The organism is Acetobacter senegalensis (assembly GCF_001580995.1).
In the GTDB taxonomy this organism is placed as follows: Bacteria; Pseudomonadota; Alphaproteobacteria; order Acetobacterales; family Acetobacteraceae; genus Acetobacter; species Acetobacter senegalensis.
Genome location: NZ_LHZU01000090.1, coordinates 1 through 19,370 on the forward strand (window position 1 = coordinate 1; position 19,370 = coordinate 19,370).

17 protein-coding genes and 1 pseudogene are annotated in these 19,370 nt (G+C 59.4%); 9 read left to right on the forward strand and 9 right to left on the reverse strand.

The window, feature by feature from the left end:
• On the reverse strand, positions 1 to 608 hold a 608-nt coding region (locus AD948_RS02260), incomplete at its 3' end, for a glutamate--tRNA ligase family protein (protein WP_248845890.1).
• A 392-nt stretch (positions 609 to 1,000) separates the two neighbouring features.
• Between AD948_RS02260 and AD948_RS02270 the strand changes: the two genes are divergently transcribed.
• Entirely contained in the window at positions 1,001 to 1,564 is a 564-nt protein-coding gene (locus tag AD948_RS02270) for an HNH endonuclease (RefSeq protein WP_035382261.1), read from the forward strand.
• Positions 1,565 to 1,591: 27 nt separating this feature from the next.
• Here AD948_RS02270 and AD948_RS02275 read toward each other — a convergent pair whose 3' ends face one another.
• Both AD948_RS02275 and AD948_RS02280 read right to left on the reverse strand, forming a co-directional pair.
• Positions 1,592 to 1,891, reverse strand: a complete 300-nt coding sequence (locus AD948_RS02275; protein ID WP_061470477.1) for a hypothetical protein — start codon at positions 1,889 to 1,891, stop codon at positions 1,592 to 1,594.
• A gap of 207 nt (positions 1,892 to 2,098) precedes the next feature.
• The gene (locus tag AD948_RS02280) at positions 2,099 to 2,305 is read right to left on the reverse strand and encodes a heavy-metal-associated domain-containing protein (protein ID WP_035382323.1); all 207 of its coding nucleotides are present in this window, start codon (positions 2,303 to 2,305) and stop codon (positions 2,099 to 2,101) included.
• Between the two features lie 124 nt (positions 2,306 to 2,429).
• On the opposite strand from AD948_RS02280, the gene AD948_RS02285 reads away from it, so the two are divergent.
• Positions 2,430 to 3,110 carry a hypothetical protein gene (locus AD948_RS02285; RefSeq protein WP_061470473.1) on the forward strand — a complete coding sequence of 227 codons (681 nt, stop codon included), beginning with the start codon at positions 2,430 to 2,432 and terminating at the stop codon, positions 3,108 to 3,110.
• Between the two features lie 142 nt (positions 3,111 to 3,252).
• Here the strand turns inward: AD948_RS02285 and hpnR are convergent, their stop codons facing one another.
• Positions 3,253 to 4,794 (reverse strand): hopanoid C-3 methylase HpnR, encoded by a 1,542-nt coding sequence (gene hpnR, locus AD948_RS02290; protein WP_035382263.1) that lies wholly within the window; start codon positions 4,792 to 4,794, stop codon positions 3,253 to 3,255.
• Between the two features lie 393 nt (positions 4,795 to 5,187).
• On the reverse strand, positions 5,188 to 5,610 hold the full coding sequence (gene ndk, locus AD948_RS02295; protein ID WP_058989080.1) for a nucleoside-diphosphate kinase: 423 nt from the start codon (positions 5,608 to 5,610) through the stop codon (positions 5,188 to 5,190).
• A 129-nt stretch (positions 5,611 to 5,739) separates the two neighbouring features.
• Here ndk and AD948_RS02300 point away from each other — a divergent pair, with 129 nt between their 5' ends.
• The 4 genes from AD948_RS02300 (at position 5,740) to AD948_RS02315 (ending at position 11,114) form a co-directional block, all read left to right on the forward strand.
• The gene (locus tag AD948_RS02300; RefSeq protein ID WP_058987144.1) at positions 5,740 to 7,638 is read left to right on the forward strand and encodes an ABC-F family ATP-binding cassette domain-containing protein; all 1,899 of its coding nucleotides are present in this window, start codon (positions 5,740 to 5,742) and stop codon (positions 7,636 to 7,638) included.
• A 402-nt stretch (positions 7,639 to 8,040) separates the two neighbouring features.
• Entirely contained in the window at positions 8,041 to 9,165 is a 1,125-nt protein-coding gene (locus tag AD948_RS02305; protein ID WP_081473639.1) for an AI-2E family transporter, read from the forward strand.
• Between the two features lie 73 nt (positions 9,166 to 9,238).
• Entirely contained in the window at positions 9,239 to 9,916 is a 678-nt protein-coding gene (locus AD948_RS02310) for a response regulator transcription factor (RefSeq protein ID WP_006559906.1), read from the forward strand.
• Positions 9,917 to 10,382: 466 nt separating this feature from the next.
• Positions 10,383 to 11,114, forward strand: coding sequence for an SIMPL domain-containing protein (locus AD948_RS02315; protein WP_061470474.1), 732 nt, complete (start codon positions 10,383 to 10,385; stop codon positions 11,112 to 11,114).
• A gap of 623 nt (positions 11,115 to 11,737) precedes the next feature.
• Here AD948_RS02315 and infC read toward each other — a convergent pair.
• From infC to AD948_RS02335, 4 genes are all read right to left on the reverse strand, one after another.
• A complete protein-coding gene (infC, locus tag AD948_RS02320; RefSeq protein WP_035382270.1) occupies positions 11,738 to 12,259 on the reverse strand; it encodes a translation initiation factor IF-3 in 522 nt (173 codons plus the stop codon).
• A gap of 173 nt (positions 12,260 to 12,432) precedes the next feature.
• The gene (thrS, locus tag AD948_RS02325; RefSeq protein WP_061470475.1) at positions 12,433 to 14,364 is read right to left on the reverse strand and encodes a threonine--tRNA ligase; all 1,932 of its coding nucleotides are present in this window, start codon (positions 14,362 to 14,364) and stop codon (positions 12,433 to 12,435) included.
• Between the two features lie 202 nt (positions 14,365 to 14,566).
• Positions 14,567 to 15,532 carry a glycosyltransferase family 9 protein gene (locus AD948_RS02330; protein ID WP_211264418.1) on the reverse strand — a complete coding sequence of 322 codons (966 nt, stop codon included), beginning with the start codon at positions 15,530 to 15,532 and terminating at the stop codon, positions 14,567 to 14,569.
• Complete coding sequence (locus tag AD948_RS02335; RefSeq protein WP_248845891.1) at positions 15,529 to 16,446, reverse strand: tetratricopeptide repeat protein; 918 nt, start codon at positions 16,444 to 16,446, stop codon at positions 15,529 to 15,531. Before AD948_RS02335 ends, AD948_RS02330 begins: the two co-directional genes overlap by 4 nt.
• A gap of 108 nt (positions 16,447 to 16,554) precedes the next feature.
• Between AD948_RS02335 and AD948_RS02340 the strand changes: the two genes are divergently transcribed.
• From AD948_RS02340 to AD948_RS02350, 3 genes and pseudogenes are all read left to right on the forward strand, one after another.
• On the forward strand, positions 16,555 to 17,817 hold the full coding sequence (locus AD948_RS02340) for a glycosyltransferase family 4 protein (RefSeq protein WP_061470476.1): 1,263 nt from the start codon (positions 16,555 to 16,557) through the stop codon (positions 17,815 to 17,817).
• A 45-nt stretch (positions 17,818 to 17,862) separates the two neighbouring features.
• Positions 17,863 to 18,684: an NAD kinase gene (locus AD948_RS02345; RefSeq protein ID WP_006560487.1), complete on the forward strand. Its 822-nt coding sequence runs from the start codon at positions 17,863 to 17,865 to the stop codon at positions 18,682 to 18,684.
• A gap of 82 nt (positions 18,685 to 18,766) precedes the next feature.
• Positions 18,767 to 19,370: pseudogene (locus tag AD948_RS02350) on the forward strand (hypothetical protein); the annotation flags it as partial.

Genomic DNA, 19,370 nt, shown 5'->3' on the forward strand with positions numbered 1-19,370 from the left:
GCTTCTGCTTCTGCTTCTGCTTCTGCTTCTGCTTCTGCTTCTGCTTCTGCTTCTGCTTCTGCTTCTGCTTCTGCTTCTGCTTCTGCTTCTGCTTCTGCTTCTGCTTCTGCTTCTAAGCTGGCTTTTTCACGCACCAAGGCAAGCGCTTTTTCCATATCCAACCGCAGAACGTGTGGCTTGCCCTCCGCCAGACGCCGCGCCCGCTCCGGCCCGCTAAGGTGACGGCAGGTTCCGGGATAGAGCAGACTGCCATCCGGGGCAGTATGTGGGGCGGAGAACATGCCCGCCTGTTCCCGTGCGATTTTCGAGCGGGTGCAAAAGCACGGATACAACACCCCCAGCCGGTCAAGCTCCGCCAACGTGCGGGCATAAGCGGGCATACGAGCCGACTGATATAGCACCGCGCCATCCGGCTTCAGGCCCAACCAGTCCAGATCTTCCAGAATGGCGGTAGCGTATTCAGCGCGACAGCGTTGCGGGTCAATATCCTCCATCCGCACCAGCCAGCGGCCGCCCGGCTTTACGTATCGCCACCCGAACAAAGCCGACGCCACATGGCCAAGATGCAGGAACCCGGTTGGACTCGGTGCAAAACGGGTGACCCACATTCACACTTTCCCCTTTACAGTCTGCAACAATCCCTTCCCACCAAAATGCCGTTTGAAAAGCCGGTATCTGAAGGCCGATAACCGCCCTCCGGGGCTGAAAAACCATATGTGCCAGCAGGGTGGCTGGCATCGAAACGACACGCCAAGACAATCAGCCACAAACACAGCTGCCCGACTACCCTGACAGATTTTTCAAACAGCCTCCAGATGACGCCAATAGAGAAATAATACTGTTTTATGAAATACTTGCGCGTTTTCTTGCTGCAAGCCCGGTTATCTGCAATACTGTTGACACAAAGTGATCTCGACGACGCACCTCCAACGGCGTTCCGCTCAGAGTTTATAACGCCAGTGTTGAAGCTGCGCCCTCACGAGAAACAGGGAGGCGGGTTTTGGCTGATGGCAGTACGCTGAATTTTCCGGCACTGGTCCTTAATGCGGATTTTCGTCCGCTCTCTTATTTTCCGCTCTCGCTCTGGTCCTGGCAGGACACAATGAAGGCCGTGTGTCTGGACCGGGTTTCCGTCCTGAGCGAATATGATGCTGAAGTTCATTCCCCCCACCGCACCTTCCGCCTCCCCAGCGTTATTGCGCTGAAAGACTACGTTCCAGCCGCCCGGAAACCAGCTTTTACCCGCTTCAATGTTTTCCTGCGGGATAATTTTTCCTGCCAGTATTGCGGTGACAAATTCCCCACACATGATCTGACGTTTGACCACGTGATTCCGCGCTGCAAAGGTGGACGCACCACATGGGAAAACGTGGTAACGGCCTGCGGTGTCTGTAATCTACGCAAAGGCCCGCATCTGCCGCATGTTATTGGCATGCTGCCCCGCGCACGGCCTGCACGGCCTACATCATGGCAGTTACAGGATAACGGGCGCGCTTTCCCGCCGAACTATCTGCACGAAAGCTGGCGCGATTACCTGTATTGGGACACGGAACTGGAAAGCTAGGGCAACAGCCCACACGCCTTTCGGCGCTTATTTGGTATAGCTGTAACCGTATTCATCCGCCTGCTTTTGCAGGTCTGGTGCATCTTTCAGGTTCAGCGGCAGCGGGTGTGCGTTTTTCTCACCCAATACCAGATTATGGTTGCTCATACGCTGGCAGGTATTGGCTGCAAGCGGAAAGCTGAGAAACATGGGGCCCTTCATCTGCTTGCGCAGGCAGGACACATCCGTATCCAGCAACGGCACCCGTCCAATTTCAGAAGAACAGCCGCCCAGCAGCGCCAATCCACCCAGCATCATGCCAAGGCCGAGGGTCTTTTTTGATCGCATTCCCACCAAACTCACCATTTCCGTGCGCCATGGGGCTTTTGCCCCAGCCTTACCGGCGTCACATTGCCACGCCTGCTGCACGCAGCATAGAGCACCAGCTGGCACATCCCCCCCGTGCACACCGCATGACATGTCATGCCCAAGGAGGACTTTACTGCACCGGATGTTATCCGCACGTTCTGGCTCCATAATGGGAGCCACAATGCATCAGCTTACGTCGTACCCGGCACCCCGAATGGCGTTCTGTAGGGAAGACGTTCCAGCCCGCTGAGGGTCATACTGAATCTTCACTTCCCCGGTTGCCAGATTGACATCCGTATCCTGCACCCCATCCACGGCGGCCAGCGCGCGCTTGATGGCAGAAACACACCCGTCGCAGGACATTCCTTCGACAATGAAACTTGCCGTAGCCATAAGTCCATTCGCCTCCCATTTTGTCATGACTGCATGCAGCATACCGCACTTATTGGCCTGCCTAAAGCGGGGTCCTTACTTTCATCCCCTGTGCGCCGTGCCACAGGTGCGATAAAACCAGCCTATGCAGAAAATTCGCTCTGTTTCCCCATCGGCTTCCGCGCTTCCGTCTGCCTGGCGAGATACCGCGCCCCACCGGCTGATGCTCACAGCTTTGCTGAACATGCTGGATAACGCGCTGCTCACTACAGACAGCGCCACCCGCACACTGGAACACTGGTGCCGCACCCATCACCTTGCCGGAGGCACGCCTGCCGCACCCGCTGTCAGAGCAATTCTTGTGGATACCCCCCAGCGCCCGTGCCCAGATAGTTTACGTGTGCATCTGGCCCTTCCCGCACAAGGAGAGAAGGCTCTGCGCTACCGGCATGTGCGGCTGATGTGCGGCAGTCTGGTGCTATCCGACGCAGAAAACTGGTATCTGCCTGAGCGCCTGACAGCAAAGATGAACACAGCGCTGGAAACCACAGACACCCCATTCGGGCGCGCCATTGCAGATCTCGCATTCACCCGGCAGTTGGTGGTGGCAGAACGGCTGTGGTCCCCTTTGCCACAGGGATGGGAAAACACCCCTATCCCCGCCGGGACAGGCGAGACTCTGGATCTGCCACCGCAAACCCTGCGCCATCAGGCCGTGCTGCACCAGCCCGATGGGTTGCCACTCAGCGCCGTGATTGAAACCTATACCAGCGCGGCCTTCCACTTTCCGCCGCCTGACATGCCGGACGACCAGACTAAAAACTGACCGCACCCCGTCTGATCGTCTGATCGTCTGATCGTCTGATCGTCTGATCGTCTGATCGTCTGATCGTCTGAAGCGTGCTGACTAGACCGGGGCCTGTGTCAACAGGCTCCGGCAGGTCTCAGGTGGCTGTTTCGTTTTCCGTTCAGACGTTTTCGCCCATCCGGGTTTCGTCCACAAACTTTTCTGTCTTGTCATCCAGCGCACGGGTTTTGCGTCCACCGGGGCCGTGCACATACAGATCCTTGCGGTCGATGGATTTCACCACATCGGGCTGGATCGGCATCAGGTAGCGGGCCTTGCGCATATGGTCGGCAAGCTGAAGCTTGGGGTTGAAGACCGAATTGAACTTCCACAGCATTTTGACAAAGTTGGTCTGCCCCTTCAGGAGCAGCCGTCCGGCAATGCCTGCGGTATCCTTGAGCGCCTGCCACCCCATATGCTTGGTATTGAGCACCTGCTGGGTTTTCACCAGTTCCTCATAAAACTCAGGCAGTGGCAGCTTGGTGGGCAGAACAGCATGCTGAATATCAAACAGGCGATAGTCACGCGTGGTCAGGCGGCGCGCTTCCCTGTGCCAGATTTCCGTGCCCGGATAGGGGGTGGTGACGGAAATATTCACAATTTCCGGAATTTCCAGACACCACTGGCGCACGGCTTCAAAGCGGCTACGGTCCCAATCGGGGTCAGCAATAATGTTGATGGCCACAATCAGACCCAGTGAACGGGCGTAATCCAGCGCTTCAAAATTCTTGTCGAGAGAGACGCGTTTGCGGAACTGCTTCAGCCCTTCCTCATCCACCGCTTCCATACCGATGAAGATGTAGGAAAGACCAATTTCGCTCCAGACCTTGAACACGTCCTTGTTGCGCAGCAGCACGTCTGCACGGGTTTCAAGGTAGTATTCTTTCTTGATGCCGCGTTTCTTGATCTCATTGGCAATGGCCATGCCGTGCTCTTCATGCACAAAGGCCACGTCATCCACAATGAAGATACCCGGCTCCTTGATCTCCTCCAGTTCGTCCGCAATCACCTGTGGGCTGGCGGTGCGGTAGGAGCGACCATAGAAGGTCCAGGCGGAACAGAATGTGCAGTCCCACGGGCAGCCACGCGCAAATTCGATAGACGCCGCCGGATCAAGCGTGCCGATAAAATACTTGTTGCGGTGCCGCAGAAGATCACGTGCAGGGCGGATATCATCAAGGGATTTCACAAAAGTGGGCGGCGGGCCTTCCCCATCCATGGTGACCACACCGGGCACTTCCAGAATATCCGTACCGTCTTCCACCGCCTTCAGCAGCGTGCCAACGGATGCGTCACCCTCCCCTTTCAGGATACAGTTGACCGCCCCTTCAGACAGCGCCAGCACATCCCGCGCGATAAAGGAGACGGAGTGCCCTCCAATGAACTGGAAAATATTGGGATAATGCAGGCGCGTTGCGCGGCAGAGATCAATAATTTCCGGTACATTGGCCAGATAACTGCCTGAAAAACAGACCGCATCAGGCTGGAAATCATGCACCAGCTTCCAGTAATCCTTATGGGTCTCAACCTGTAGATCAATAATCCGGACATCGTGCCCGGCATCACGCGCCGCCCCGGCCACCAGTTCCAGGCCAAGAGGTTCGAGCCTGAGAAACACTTTTGTGTACATCAGAGCACTGGGATGAACCGCCAGAACTTTCATGCCATTCCTTTCGGTAGCGGCAGATGCAAACGCAGCATCGGGCCGAATGTGTCAGCAAGAGTTGAAGGCGCAAACTATAAACTATTCGCCTGCGGGAACATGGAGACAACCTGCCATCACCCATGCATCTGACGGCCACCTTGCTGAAGGGTGTATCAAAAAAGACAATAATGCCTTGATTTGAAAGATTTTACTTTTGGCCGCCTTATAAAACGCACGCGCCGATCCGTGGATGCATGTCACTTATAACTTCTGCGTGCAGCACAGGCCCAAAAACAGAACAGGCCCGCACCCGGCATCCTGACGCATCATGCGCAGAATGCCCGGCCGGGCCTGTTGCTGAACCGTGCCTCCGCCCTTTTCAGGGCATCAGGCGCGGTGCCTCAATTCTTCTCAGGGAAGAATTTCGGTTTCCGCAAAGAAGAAGCGGATTTCGTTGGCAGCGTTTTCTGCGCTGTCAGAACCGTGCACGGAGTTTGCTTCAATGCTTTCAGCAAACTGAGCGCGGATGGTGCTGGCTTCGGCCTTTTTCGGGTCCGTAGCGCCCATCACTTCGCGGTTTTTGGCAACGGCGTTTTCGCCTTCCAGAACCTGCAGCACAACCGGGCCGGAGATCATGAAGGACACCAGATCGTTGTAGAACGGGCGTTCCTTGTGCACAGCGTAGAAAGCGCCAGCCTGGGCCGGGGTCAGCTGCACGCGCTTCTGAGCCACAATTTTCAGGCCAGCGTCTTCAAACACGGCGTTGATCTTGCCGGTCAGGTTGCGGCGGGTTGCGTCGGGCTTAATGATGGAAAGAGTGCGTTCTGTCGCCATCTTGGGTTCTCCTCTGTGGTTCAGCCGCCAGAAACGCGGCCTTTCAGCCTGCTCCTCTAGAGCATATTCGCGCAGGCTGGTAGGTACTTCCCTCATCAAACGACACTTGCAGCAGAAACGAGAGCCCCGTTGAGTCTTCTTGTCATCTCAGACCTTACCCTCCGCATTGCAGGCCGCACCCTGCTTGATCAGGCTGACCTCTCCATAGAGCCAGGCCGCAAGGTTGGGCTTGTGGGGCGCAACGGAGCCGGAAAATCCACCCTGCTGGCCGCCATTGCGGGCGATATTGCGCCAGATGGCGGGGAAATCCGCCTCTCTGCCCGCGCACGCATGGCCCGCGTGAAGCAGGAAGCCCCGGCCGATGGTGCCTCGCTGATCGAGACGGTTCTGGCAGGAGACACCGAGCGCACGGCCCTGTTGACCGAGGCTGAAACCGCAACAGACCCCGTGCGCATTGCCGAAATTCACGAACGCCTGCGCGCCATCGGGGCGGAGAGCGCCCCTGCCCGTGCGGCTTCGGTTCTGGCGGGGCTTGGGTTTAACGCAGAAGCCCAGCTTCGCCCTGTGTCAGACTTTTCGGGCGGCTGGCGGATGCGTGTGTCTCTGGCTACGGCGCTGTTTCTGGAGCCCGACCTGCTACTGCTGGACGAACCCACCAACCACCTGGACCTTGAAGCCACCCTCTGGCTGGAAACGTGGCTGATCCGATTCGCCGGTGCGGCGCTGATTGTCAGCCATGATCGGGGCCTTCTGGATTCGTGCGTGGATGCCATTGCCCATCTGGACAAAGGCAAACTGACCCTGACCCCCGGCGGATACGAGAATTTTGTACGAATCCGCACCGAGCACGCCCTGCAACAAGCCCGGCAGGCAGAAAAAATTGCGGCCCAGCGGGCCCATATGCAGTCCTTTGTGGACCGCTTCCGCGCCAAGGCCACCAAAGCCCGGCAGGCACAGGCACGGCTGAAAGCGCTTGAAAAACTGCCCGCCATTGAAGCCGTGGTGGAAGATGCGCCCACTCGCTTTGCCTTCCCTGAACCGGAACAGCTTCCGCCCCCCATGCTGACCATGAACCGCGTGAGTGTGGGCTATGGCGGCAAGCCTGTGCTCTCCAACATCTCGCTGCGGCTGGATATGGAAGACCGTATTGCTCTGCTAGGTGCCAACGGAAACGGGAAATCCACCTTCGCCAAACTGGTGGCGGGGCGACTTGAACCGCTCTCAGGCACGCTGGAACGCAATCCGCGATTGAAGATCGGCTATTTTGCCCAGCATCAGGCCGAAGAACTGGTGCTGAACGATACCCCGATAGACCATATGGCCCGCGCTCTGCCCAAAGCGCTGCCCCCCGTTATCCGTGCCCAGCTTGCCCGCTTCGGGCTGGATGCGGACCGGGCAGAAACCCCTGTGCGCGACCTCTCGGGTGGTGAGAAAGCCCGGCTGCTGCTGGCGCTGGCCACACGGGATGCGCCCCAGCTGCTGATTCTGGACGAACCGACCAACCATCTTGATCTGGATGCGCGAGATGCGCTGGTGCGTGCCCTTTCCGAATTTGAGGGCGCCGTGCTGCTTATCAGCCATGACCCGCATCTGGTGGAACTGGTGGCGGACCGCCTATGGCTGGTGGCGGATGGCAAGGTGACGCCTTTTGAAGGCGATATGGCGGAATACAAAAGCTGGCTGATTGAACAGAACCGCTCCGCCAACCGCAGCGCCAAACAGCAGGACACAGCCTCCCAGCAAAGCCGGAAGGATGACAGGCGCGAACGCGCGGAGGCCCGCAAGGCGCAGGCCCCCCTGCGCAAGATCATCAAGGATGCCGAATCCCGGCTGGCCAAACTGGCCACCGAACGCGCCAAGATAGAAGCATCGCTGGCAGACCCCGCCCTTTATACGGATGGCAAGGCAGAAGACGTCACCCGCCTGAACACCCGGCTGGCCGCCATTGGCAAGGAACAGGCAGAGGTTGAAGAACGCTGGCTGGAAGCCGAAGCGGAACTGGAAGCCGCCAACGCTGAGGAAGACTGAAAAAGCAGGCAAGACCACCCCTGCGCCGGGGGGCGGCCCGGCTGCTCAGCTTCCGTGCCCCCTGCTCACCTTATAATATAGAGCCGGTTTACCATGTAGCCGGTCTGCTTACGTCCGTTTTCCGTCCGTCTGGCGATTCCTTTGCCTGTATCGGGCGCGCATCTTGTCAGGGTCTGCCCCCCGCACACCGTCCCGCCACAACAGGGACGCAGAAAATCCCTTGAAGTGTCTGCTCTTTCCCGCCAGACATTTCCGCACTGGTTTTGGGAATATATCCCGCAAATTGTTTCAAAAACGACACTCCTTTACGGAATATATGACTTTATTACAGTCCGTAATGCACCCAAGGCGCCTGTTCTGCCGTTGTGTGACCTACGCCTTATTGTGAAAGAGCTTCTTTTTATGACGTCCGACCCTACTTCTTCCACTGTAGATACTGCGGCAGACCCTGCGACCCTCCCCTCAGATCCTGATAACAGCCCCTCCGCGTGGCTGGGCAGCATCACGCATATTCTGCGTCTGGCGGTGGCTCTTACCGTCATTGCCCTGACTGTCTGGCTCCTTGGCGATGTTCTGACCGTTATTTTTGCCGCAACACTGTTTGCGGTGGTGCTGCATGGGCTGTCCCGTATTCTCGTCAAACATCTGCATCTGCGGTACGGGTGGGCACTTTCTGCCGTCACGCTCGGGTTGATCGGGGCCGTTGTTCTTCTGATCTGGGGCAGTGGTCCCGCTATTGTCAGTGAAGCCTCCCGCCTGCAGGACGCGCTGCACCAGCAGGAATCTTCTCTTCGCGCCACGCTGGAGAGCAACCCCACCGGCCAGATGATCCTGAACTATCTGCCCTCATCCCTTGGCGGAAAGCAGGGCGGCGGTAGCAGTCTGGCGTCTATCGGTTCCCGCATTGCAGGCTCCATGACGGGCATTGTTGGCTCCGCCTTTGGTGTATTGGGCACCATTGTGGTGATTCTGATCGCCGGCCTGTATTTTGCCATGTCTCCCACCCTTTATGCCAACGGCGCGCTCCGGCTGGTGCCCGTTCCCCAGCGCCCCCGTGCAAAGGCATTGATGCTGCGTGCTGGCCAGAGCCTGTGGGCCTGGGTGGCCGGGCAATCTCTGGACATGCTGGTGGTGGGCACGCTGTCCGGCATCGGGCTGTGGTTTATCGGGGTGCCGCTGGCGCTGGCGCTGGGCGTGCTGGCGGGGCTGTGCAACTTTATCCCGTATATCGGGGCGATCATGGGGGCGGTGCCGGCCCTGTTGCTGGCACTTTCTCTGGGCACGCGCGAAACCATCATGGTGGCTGCGCTTTATAGCGTAATCCAGTTTGTTGAAGGTAATATTCTAGCCCCCGTCATTCAGCGCCACGCGGTGCAGATGCCTCCGGCCATTACCATTCTGTCCCAGACCTTGTTCGGGGCCATTCTCGGCTTTCCCGGTCTGATCTTCGCCTCGCCTCTTACTGCCGCACTTCTTGCCATTTTTGACGGCCTCACGCCGCCGTTAGCAGATGACGAACGCGTATAGAAACGTTATCGTGACACTGGAGTAGGAACACCGTAATAATTTGGTAATTCGTTCCGGAGTCAAAGTTCAGGTAATGCGCATTCTTGTTATTGAAGATGACCTCACGGTCAGTAATTTTGTCGCGAAAGGCTTATCAGAGGCCGGACATCTGGTAGAGCAGGCTGACAACGGCAAAGATGGTCTTGCGCTGGCCATCAGTGAGAAATTCGATATCGTCATTCTGGACCGTCTGCTTCCCAATGGGGTGGACGGTCTGCATCTTCTCAAAACCCTGCGTGGGCAAGGCAACCTGACTCCGGTGCTTATGCTCTCCGCCCTGGCAGAGGTGGAAGACAAGGTGGCTGGCCTGAAGGCCGGAGCGGATGACTATGTCACAAAACCTTTCTCCTTTGCTGAGCTTGAAGCCCGCGTTGAGGCGCTGGTACGCCGCAGCAGAAACGAGATCCAGCCCCAGACCCGCCTGAGTGTGGGGGATCTGGAAATTGATCTGCTCTCCCGCGGTGTCAAACGGGCCGGGCAAAGGGTAGACCTTCAGCCGCGTGAATTCCGGCTGCTGGAATTTCTAATGCGCCACACCGGGCAGGTGGTCACCCGCACCATGCTGCTGGAAGGCGTGTGGGATTACCATTTTGACCCGCAAACCAACGTGATTGACGTGCATGTTTCCCGCCTGCGGCAGAAAATAGACAAGCCGTTCGGGCGGCCTCTGGTGCATACCATCCGCAATGCCGGCTACATGCTTCAGGAATAGTCTTTTCTACAAAAGAAGCTGGTCCTACCCCGGAACGGGGCGTTAATCCGTCCTGTTTTTGCAACCTACTCGCATGTGGGGAGCCTTCACCCCGAAGGTTCCGCACCGCTCTCCCGCCGCACACCCATGAGCCGAAGCCCGAGGAAAAGCTTTCTTCGCGTGCGGCATTAAAAGCGCTCTCTCTGGCCCTCATCCCACGTCCCAAAAGGACGGAGAGGTTATGCCCACGAGCCAGCCGAATCGCTCAGCGGCATCCGTATTTTCGGCACCTCTTTCTGCCTCTTCTCATCCTGCCTTTTGAAAGAAGCCGTAAAAAAGGCGGCTCTCACAGATTTCCGCCACGGATTTCCTGTAGGGTCAGACCTGAAGACAATTTCAGCACCCGGCGGCCAAGGCTGGCGTGGAAGATACGCTTTCATGCTGTCTGTAATTGTGCCTATGCCGCGTTTTAAAAGGACAAGAGTGCATGAGCCGCATCTTTTCTCTCCGTCACGCAGCGCCAATTGCCTGCGCCATGGCCGTGTTCAGCATCGGTGCGGCGAACGCCCAGAACGCCAAGCCAGAGGACACCTACACCAAACTGGACCTGACAGGCACTGGTTCAATAAAGGCGGCACCTGATCAGCTTACGGCCAGTTTCCGGGCCCAGAGCCGCGATAACAGTGCCGCAACGGCCCAGCAGGCCGTTAACAAACAGGTGCAGAAAGCCGCTGAACTGGCGCAAAAAGCCGACGGCGTGACTGCCGCCATTCTGCATTATTCAGTTTCCGAAATTCGGGGCGAAAAAGACAAAAGCGCGCCCTCGTGGGCGGCCAGCCAGACCATGACCTTCACTGCGGCGGATGGCAAAACCCTGCTTCCCCTCACTGGGCAGCTTCAGGCCAATGGGCTGCTGCTGGAAGGGCTGGAATGGTCTCTTTCTCCCGAGAAACAGAAAACTCTCCAGCTTGAAGCCGAAAAAGCTGCCGTCGCTGATCTGAAAAAACAGGCAGAAACACTGGCAACCTCACTCGGGCTGCATGTGGTGCGCTTTGCCACCGTGTCTGTATCTGGCACGCCATTTCCGCGCCCCGTTTTCATGTCCGCCATGATAGCCCGCGCTGAAGTTGCCCCCGCACCGGCCCCGCCGCCATCCAGCACCATGGAGACGCAAACCGTGCGGGCCTCCGCCAACGCCACTGTGCTTCTCGCCCCCTAAACGGACCAACGGGCTGGCGCATGACAGCCAGCCCCCTCCCTCCTGTCAGCCAACATCTTTCCACGCTCCGGCCTTTATCCAGCATGGAAACTGCTTCCCCTTGGCCCCAAACCTGCAAGACTTACGAAGTCATCCCCAAAGTAGGGAGGCGAGGACCGGCCGAGCACTTCCAGCGCCGAAAGGAAGTCACTATGCCTCTGCGCTGAAATACATCAGCACACAAACACAACGCAGACAGGCATAAACAAGAAGGTAAGATTAAGCTGGGTGATTTCTGAACCGGCCCCTTCCCTCTTCACCCGGCCAGCACCACTTCATCTTCTCAATTTTGGCTTTTGGCTTTTGGCTTTTGGCTTTTGGCTTTTGGCTTTTGGCTTTTGGCTTTTGGCTTTTGGCTTTTGGCTTTTGGCTTTTGGCTTTTGGCTTTTGGCTGCACCACACACGATCCCACCAGCGTGCCAAACGAAAAAAAGCGCGTTGTGCATATAATCTGCACAACGCGCTTTTCTTTAATCTCAGTCAGACACGTGCCTGAAACAGCTATCCCGAATACCGTTGACCTCGCCCCTTTTTTGAGGCCAGCCCTCCTGATCCGGGTGCTTCAGGCATCTCCCTACACCCTGTTACCGTGGTGCGAGCACCATGATCATCTGGCGGTTTTCAAGGCGCGGCATCTGCTCCACCTTGGCCAGTTCATCCATTTCCGTGCGGATACGCTCAAGAACCTTGATCCCCAGTTCCTGATGCGCCATTTCACGCCCACGGAAGCGGAGGGTCACCTTGACCTTGTCGCCATCCCCCAGGAAGCTTTTCACGGAACGCATCTTAACCTGGTAGTCATTTTCGTCGATATTCGGACGAACCTTGACTTCCTTGATTTCGATAACCTTCTGCTTCTTGCGGGCTTCGTTGCGCTTTTTCTGCTGCTCGTACTTGAACTTCCCGTAATCCAGAATCTTGGCAACGGGCGGCTCAGCGTTCGGGCTGATTTCAAGAAGATCAAGCCCAACGCCGTAAGCACGCGCAAGCGCATCACGGGTGGTCAATACACCGGCCATCTCGCCGTTTTCGTCAATCAGACGAACCTGCGGTACACGGATCTCCTCGTTAACACGTGGTCCCTCGCGGGTGGGCGGCGCGGGAATAGGGGGTCTGGCTATGGTCAGCTCCTGTCATGGATTCAATAAACAAACAAAAGCACCCGCTTGGGTGCTTCCGCTCTGCACAGTATTATGTGCGCAATTCCGGGGCATTTATCAAGCGTGTCCGCGCAGAAAACGCCGTCATCCCTGCCTTGTTCCAGATCGCACCCTGGTTTTTACATTTTTTTGCGCATATCCGGCGGTGTGGCCTCTGCGGCAAGGCGGGTAACGGCCTCATCAAAGCCCAGATTTTCCTGATCCGTGCTGCCCAGCCGCCGCATAGCCACGGTGCGCTGCTCTGCCTCACGTCGGCCAACAACCAGAATAACCGGCACACGCGCCACGCTGTGCTCGCGAATCTTGGCGTTGATCTTGTCATTCCGCACGTCAGCTTCAGCCGCCAGACCAGCCTCCCGAAGGGCGGCTGTCACTTCCTCGGCATAGGGTGCGGCATCACTCACAATGGAGGCCACCACAACCTGCACAGGCGCCAGCCACAGCGGGAAGCGGCCCGCATGCTGTTCGATCAGAATCCCCAGGAACCGCTCAAAGGACCCCAAAATGGCGCGATGCAGCATGACCGGGCGATGCCGCGCGGAGTCCTCACCGATATAGCTGGCATCGAGTCGTTCCGGCAGAACCAGATCGACCTGCAAGGTGCCGCACTGCCAGTCCCGCCCAATGGCGTCACGCAGCACAAACTCCAGCTTCGGCCCATAAAACGCGCCTTCACCGGGGTTGTATTCATAGTCCACGCCAGCCACGGTGCAGGCTTCTTTCAGCGCGCTTTCCGCCTTGTCCCACGTGGCGTCACTTCCGGCCCGCTGTTCAGGGCGATCAGCAAACTTCACGCGCACATGTTCAAAGCCCAGATCCTTGTAAACCGCATGCAGCATGTGCACGAACTTTACAGTTTCATCAGCAATCTGGTCTTCGGTGCAGAAGATATGGGCGTCATCCTGCGTAAAGCCGCGCACACGCATCAGACCATGCAGCGCGCCTGAAGGTTCATACCGGTGGCAGGCCCCAAATTCTGCCATGCGCAAGGGTAGCTCACGGTAGGACCGCAGGCCATGGCGGAAAATCTGCACATGGCACGGGCAGTTCATGGGCTTGAGGGCGAGTGTCTTGTCCTCATCCTCAACCGTGGCCACAAACATGTGGTGGCGGTATTTGTCCCAGTGGCCGGAGGCCTCCCACAGGGCGCGGTCCACCAGTTGCGGTGTGCGCACTTCCTGATAGCCGTTGCGGGTCTGGGCCCGGCGCATATAGTCCTGCAACGCGGAATACAGACGCCAGCCCTTGGCGTGCCAGAAAATCTGGCCCACGGCTTCTTCCTGAAAATGGAACAGATCCATTTCCCGCCCGATGCGGCGGTGGTCGCGCCGTTCAGCTTCTTCAAGCTGGTGCAGGTGTGTATCCAGTTCCTTCTGGTCACGCCACGCCGTGCCGTAGATGCGGGTCAGCATGGGGTTGCGATGGTCCCCACGCCAATAGGCCCCGGCCACCTTCATGAGCTTGAAAGCGGTGCCCACATCCTTGGTGGAGCGCAGGTGCGGCCCACGGCACAGATCCAGCCATTCGCCCTGACGGTAGATGGAAATGTCTTCATCTTCCGGCAGATCACGGATCAGTTCGGCTTTGAAGCGCTCGCCTTTTTCTTCAAAGAAGGCAATGGCTTTATCCCGTGGCCACACTTCCCGCACAAACGGTTCTGCGTTGGCCACAATTTCCTTCATCCGCGCTTCAATGGCGGCAAAGTCTTCCGGGCTGAACGGCTCGTTGCGGTAAAAATCGTAATAGAAGCCGTTTTCAATGGACGGCCCGATGGTGACCTGAGTTCCGGGAAACAGGGACTGCACGGCCTCGGCCAGCACGTGGGCCGCGTCATGCCGGATCATTTCCAGCGATTCCGGGTCCTTGCGGGTAATGAAGCGGATGGATGCGTCCTGCTCAATCGGACGGCTGATATCCTGCAACGCCCCATTTACTTCCATGGCAAGCGCCGCCTTGGCCAGACCGGGGCCGATTGACCCGGCGATGGTCGTGCCCGTTACCGGCCCGTCAAAACTGCGAACGGATCCGTCGGGCAAGGTGATGGCAGGCATGGAAGAACTCCAGAATACTGAAAAGATGAAAAAAACGTTCAGAAACCGTCTGATACACCCGCAACCGGCGACAGGGAGAGGGCTTGGGGACTGAAAGGATGGATTTTGAAAGCCCGATGCGAAACACCGGGACAAAAAGCCAACACATTCAGACGCAAAAAGCCCCGCCAGACCACGCTGACAGGTGTCTCAAACAAGCCTCTTAATGACGCCACGAGAGCGCGGCTGCAACCCTATCAACAGAAAGTAGAGCCAGATCACGCACAGAAAGCACACAAACCTGCGCCGGCGCGGCCCCTAAAGGCGCGGTAAGGGCCGGATTGCTCTCGGCAGAGAACAGCACCACACAACGGCACCCCATCAGGGCGGCCACATGCATGGGGCCAGTATCATTCCCCACGGCCACTGCGGCACGGCCCAGAACACCTGCCAGATCTGGCAGGCTGGTCTGGCCGGTCAGATCAAGGGCTTGCGGGCATAACTGGCGGATCATTTCGGCAAGCGGTTTATCCGCCGCGCCCCCCACCACCACGGGCAGAAGCCCCTGCGCCACCATTTTCTGCGCCAGTTCTCCGTAACGGCGCGCAGGCCAGCGCTTGGCAGGCCGATGCGGCGCAGCCCCGGGCACCAGCACAGCATAAGGGGATGGAAGATGCGGCCCTCTTCCGGCCAGCCAGCTTACATCCGGCTGCACAGGTACATCCTCAATCCCGGCCATGCGCAGCTGATCACGCTGGCGGGCGCGGGTGTGCATATCATCCCGCCATGGATTGGCATGAGCCAGTGCGGCGCGCGCCACATGGCCTGACCACTCCGGCCGACCCGCCAGCCAGAAATACCGGGCCGTGCGGCCAGAGGTCTGAAGATCATAAACCCGATCATACCCGCGCAACTGCGCGCGCAGGGCCATGACCCCTTTCAGGTCGCGCCAGCGGGAACGGGCATCCACCTCGACCGCGTCAAACCACGGCGCGAGCCTGCCCAATTCCGCAAACGGTCGCGTGGTCAGGAGCGTGATATGAGCATGCGGGTGCGCCTGCCGGATGGCCTGAAACGGGCCAAAGCTCTGCACAAAATCTCCCAGCGCGCCTAGCCGGATCACCAGAATACGCTCTGGCTCCGTCTTCTGTAGCCGGCCCCGTATGACACCCTGCCCTTGCGTTTTCACGGAGACTCCGCATCCGCAGCATCAGGGTCTGCCGCCAGCACAGCCAGATCCTGCCGGGCCAGGTCGGCCTCGTGCCCATCCGGGGCCAGATCAAGCACACGCTGCCAGTCTGTCCGTGCGCCCACAGCATCGCCCACCTGCTCGCGGATGATCCCTTCCTCAAGCAGGGCAGCAGGGTTTTCGGGCGCACGCGCAAGGGCACGGGCCACATGCTCCCGCGCCTTGTCCAACTGGCCGCATCGCCGCTCGGCCGAGGCAAGAAGCACATAAGCCTCCGCCCCCGCTGTGGGGGTATGCGCCACCAGTGCGCCCAGTTCCACCACCACCGCCTGCGGGTTATTCAGTTCCAGCAGGGCCCGGGCCTTGGCCACACTCAGCGCCTCGTCTCCGGGGCGAATGGCAAGGGCGTAATCCGCCACCCGCACTGCATTCTGCGGCATCCCGGCGGCAAGCCACGCATCCACGGCCTCTACCGCCATGATGGCCCGCACACTGGCGGAACTATCCGGCCCGGAAAATGGCTCCTTGGTCACCAGATCATCCAGTTCCTGCGCGGCTGTCTGCTCATCCCCCAGTTCAATCAGCGCCAGAGCATGGCAGTGCCGGGCTGCGCGATCTCCCCCATGGTGCAGCCAGTCCTGCGCGTAATCCCGTGCGCCAAACGGATCTTCCCCCACCATGGCCAGACACGCATCAGCCGTCCATGCAGCCGCTGCATGCCCGGCCCCGGGGGTGGCGGAGCGGTCACCTGCCTGCCCCGGAGAGGCCGCACGAGGTTGTTCATGAACATGGAGGGTGCTGAGGGTTTTATCCGCCTGCGGCAGGGCGCGGGCTGGCTGGGCCACCAGCAACAGCCCCAACCCCAACGGCACGCACAAGGCCGAACCACGCACGGAAAAAGACAAATCAGACATCACACCCGCCATAGGGAAACAAGCCTGCGTACCGGTCAACCCGCAACTTGGCAACGCAGGCACACTGCGGAGTGGTCTGTGGCGTGAAAACCATGCTAACAGCCGAACATGACTAATCCGCCATCTTCTCCCGTTATCCTGCAAATCCTGCCTGCGCTGAATCAGGGTGGGGTAGAACGGGGCACGCTGGAAATGGCGGATGCCATCACCCAGGCCGGGGCAAAAGCGGTGGTTGTCAGCGCCGGGGGGCGGCTGGTGCCCGCGCTGGAGCGGCTGGGGGCCACGCATATCATGCTGCCAACCTGTGGCAGCAAGAACCCGCTTATTATCATGCGCAATGCCCGGCATCTGGCACGCATCATACAGGAGCATCAGGTCTCTCTTGTTCATGCCCGCTCCCGCGCGCCAGCCTGGGTGGCACGGCTGGCATGCAGCCGCACGGACACACCGTTTGTCACCACCTGGCACGGCGTGCATGCCAATTCTTTTCCCGGCAAGAAACGCTATAACGCCGTTCTGGCCGCAGGGGACCGTGTGATCGCCATCAGCCGCCATATCGGCCAGCGGCTGGCGGAGGAGTATCATGTGGGGCCAGACCGGCTGCGCGTTATTCCCCGTGGCGCGGATATTCGGCAGTTCAGCCCGGAAGCCGTAAGCGGCCAACGTGTCCATACCCTTAGCGAGGCATGGGCGCTTCCGCCAGATACGCCCGTTATTCTAATGCCCGGTCGGCTGACGGAGTGGAAAGGCCAGCGGTTTCTGCTTGATGCCCTCGCCCGCTTGAAAAAACAGGCCCCAACCCTGCCGTGGTATTGCGTGTTTGCAGGCTCCTGCCCCGCCAAAAGCACCTATGGGCAGGAACTGGCCACCTATGCCCAGACGCTGGGCCTTGCCGAACAGGTGCGTTTTGCCGGCCATTGTCAGGACATGCCAGCAGCCCTCGCACTGTCAACCGCTGTGGTCATTCCGTCCCTACGGCCCGAACCCTTCGGGCGTGTGGTGGTGGAAGCCCAGGCCATGTGCCGCCCGGTGATTGTCACCAGCCATGGTGCCGCGCTGGAAACCGTGCAGCACGGCATGACGGGTCTGAGCGTGCCGCCCGGTGATACCGAGGCCCTGGCAGATGCGCTGTCCGCCGTGCTGCATGCCGCGCCAGAAGGACGACTGGCCATGGGGCAAGCCGCCCGTGCCATGGTGCTGGAACACTACACCACCCTGACCATGCAGACCGCCACCCTTGCCGTGTATGATGACATTCTGGGCACCTGCCTGGCTGAACAGTTCGCCCTCCATGTGGCGGAAGCCCAGTGGCAGGCGGAAGCGGAGAAAAATGCATTCCCCCTCCTTCACCCCACCGCCGTTGCAGGATAAGGAAAACCCTTTGTTTTCCGCACAATCAGCCTTGGGGCGACTGCCATGACCTTCAGCCCGATCCCGGCCCAACCGCCCTTGCCTGCTGCACAGGATGTTCCGACCCGCATTGCCTTCATGGCCGCCCCCACCGAGGCCGCGCGCCATGAATTTGACCGTCTGGCCCGCCAGTATGGCAACGTGCACCCCGGCGAGGCCGAAGTGATTGTGTGCCTGGGGGGCGATGGCTTCATGCTGGAAACCCTGCGCGTGGTGCTGGAAGAAAACCTGAACGTGCCGGTCTATGGCATGAACTGCGGCTCCGTCGGGTTTCTGATGAACCCCATGCTGGAGGAAGATCTGCCCCAACGGCTGGCCACCACGCAGGCAGCCCAGTTGCACCCGTTACGCATGAAGGCCACGCAGGTTTCTGGCGAGGTTTTTGAAGCCCTTGCCCTGAATGATGTGTTCCTGTTCCGCCAGACACGGCAGGCTGCCAAACTGCGGGTGGATGTGGATGGCATGGTGCGCATGCCCGAACTGATCTGTGATGGCGCACTGGTGGCCACGCCTGCAGGCTCCACCGCCTATAACCTTTCCGCCCATGGGCCCATTGTGCCACTGGCGGGCAACATGCTGCCGCTAACCCCCATCTGCCCGTTCCGCCCCCGGCGCTGGCGGGGCGCGCTGCTGCCCTCTACCGCGCATGTGGGCTTCACCATTCTGGAACACGAGAAACGGCCCGTTGCCGCCGTGGCAGATTCGATCGAGATCCGGGATGTTGTCTCCGTTCATGTGCATGAAGACCGGAGTTTGGCCGTAACCGTGCTGTTTGACCCCGGCCAGACCCTTTCTGAACGCATTACGGCCGAACAGTTCTCAGCCTGATGCCGCATATTCGCCCCTTTGCGGGCGGAAAATGCGTTCACCCATTCCACCCGGCCTCTTTTCTGGTTTAGTCTTGCCCGTAATGCAGAGCACCCTTCTCCCATCGCCGCGTCTCGCTGCGCTGTGCGCCCTCCTCCTGCTGCCCGCCGCTGGCGCGCAGGCTCAGGTTGTCACCAATTCTCAGGCGCTGGATGCTCTGGGCGGCGCACCCGCACAGCAGGCCGCCCCCGCGACCAAAACACCGCAGGCTCCGGCGCATCCCTCCGCCGGGCACCGGCCTGTGGCGCAAAAGCCGGTCATGCAGCCACCACTCACCAGCGCCCCTGCGGCATCATCCCAGCAGACGGCTCCGGCTACGGCAGGCACCCAGTCATCCGGCCGCACCGCCACCAACCGCAGTTCGGTCTCCAAAACCACCCAGCCTGCCCAGCCGCAGACCACACCCGCAACTGGCACTGGCACTGGCACGCAAGGCCACGCTGCCTCACCGGGGCACACAAGTTCCTCTGTTCCAAACAGCGGGCAAGCAACCGGAGCAACCACCGCGCAACCAGCGGCAGGACGGACAACAGGGCAGAGCACCACACAGGCAGGCAAGCCTAGCAACGGGCATATGCCGCCCTCACCCACCATTCCGCCTGCGCCACCGCCGGAACCCACCCTGACCCCGGCCCCGCCGGATATCG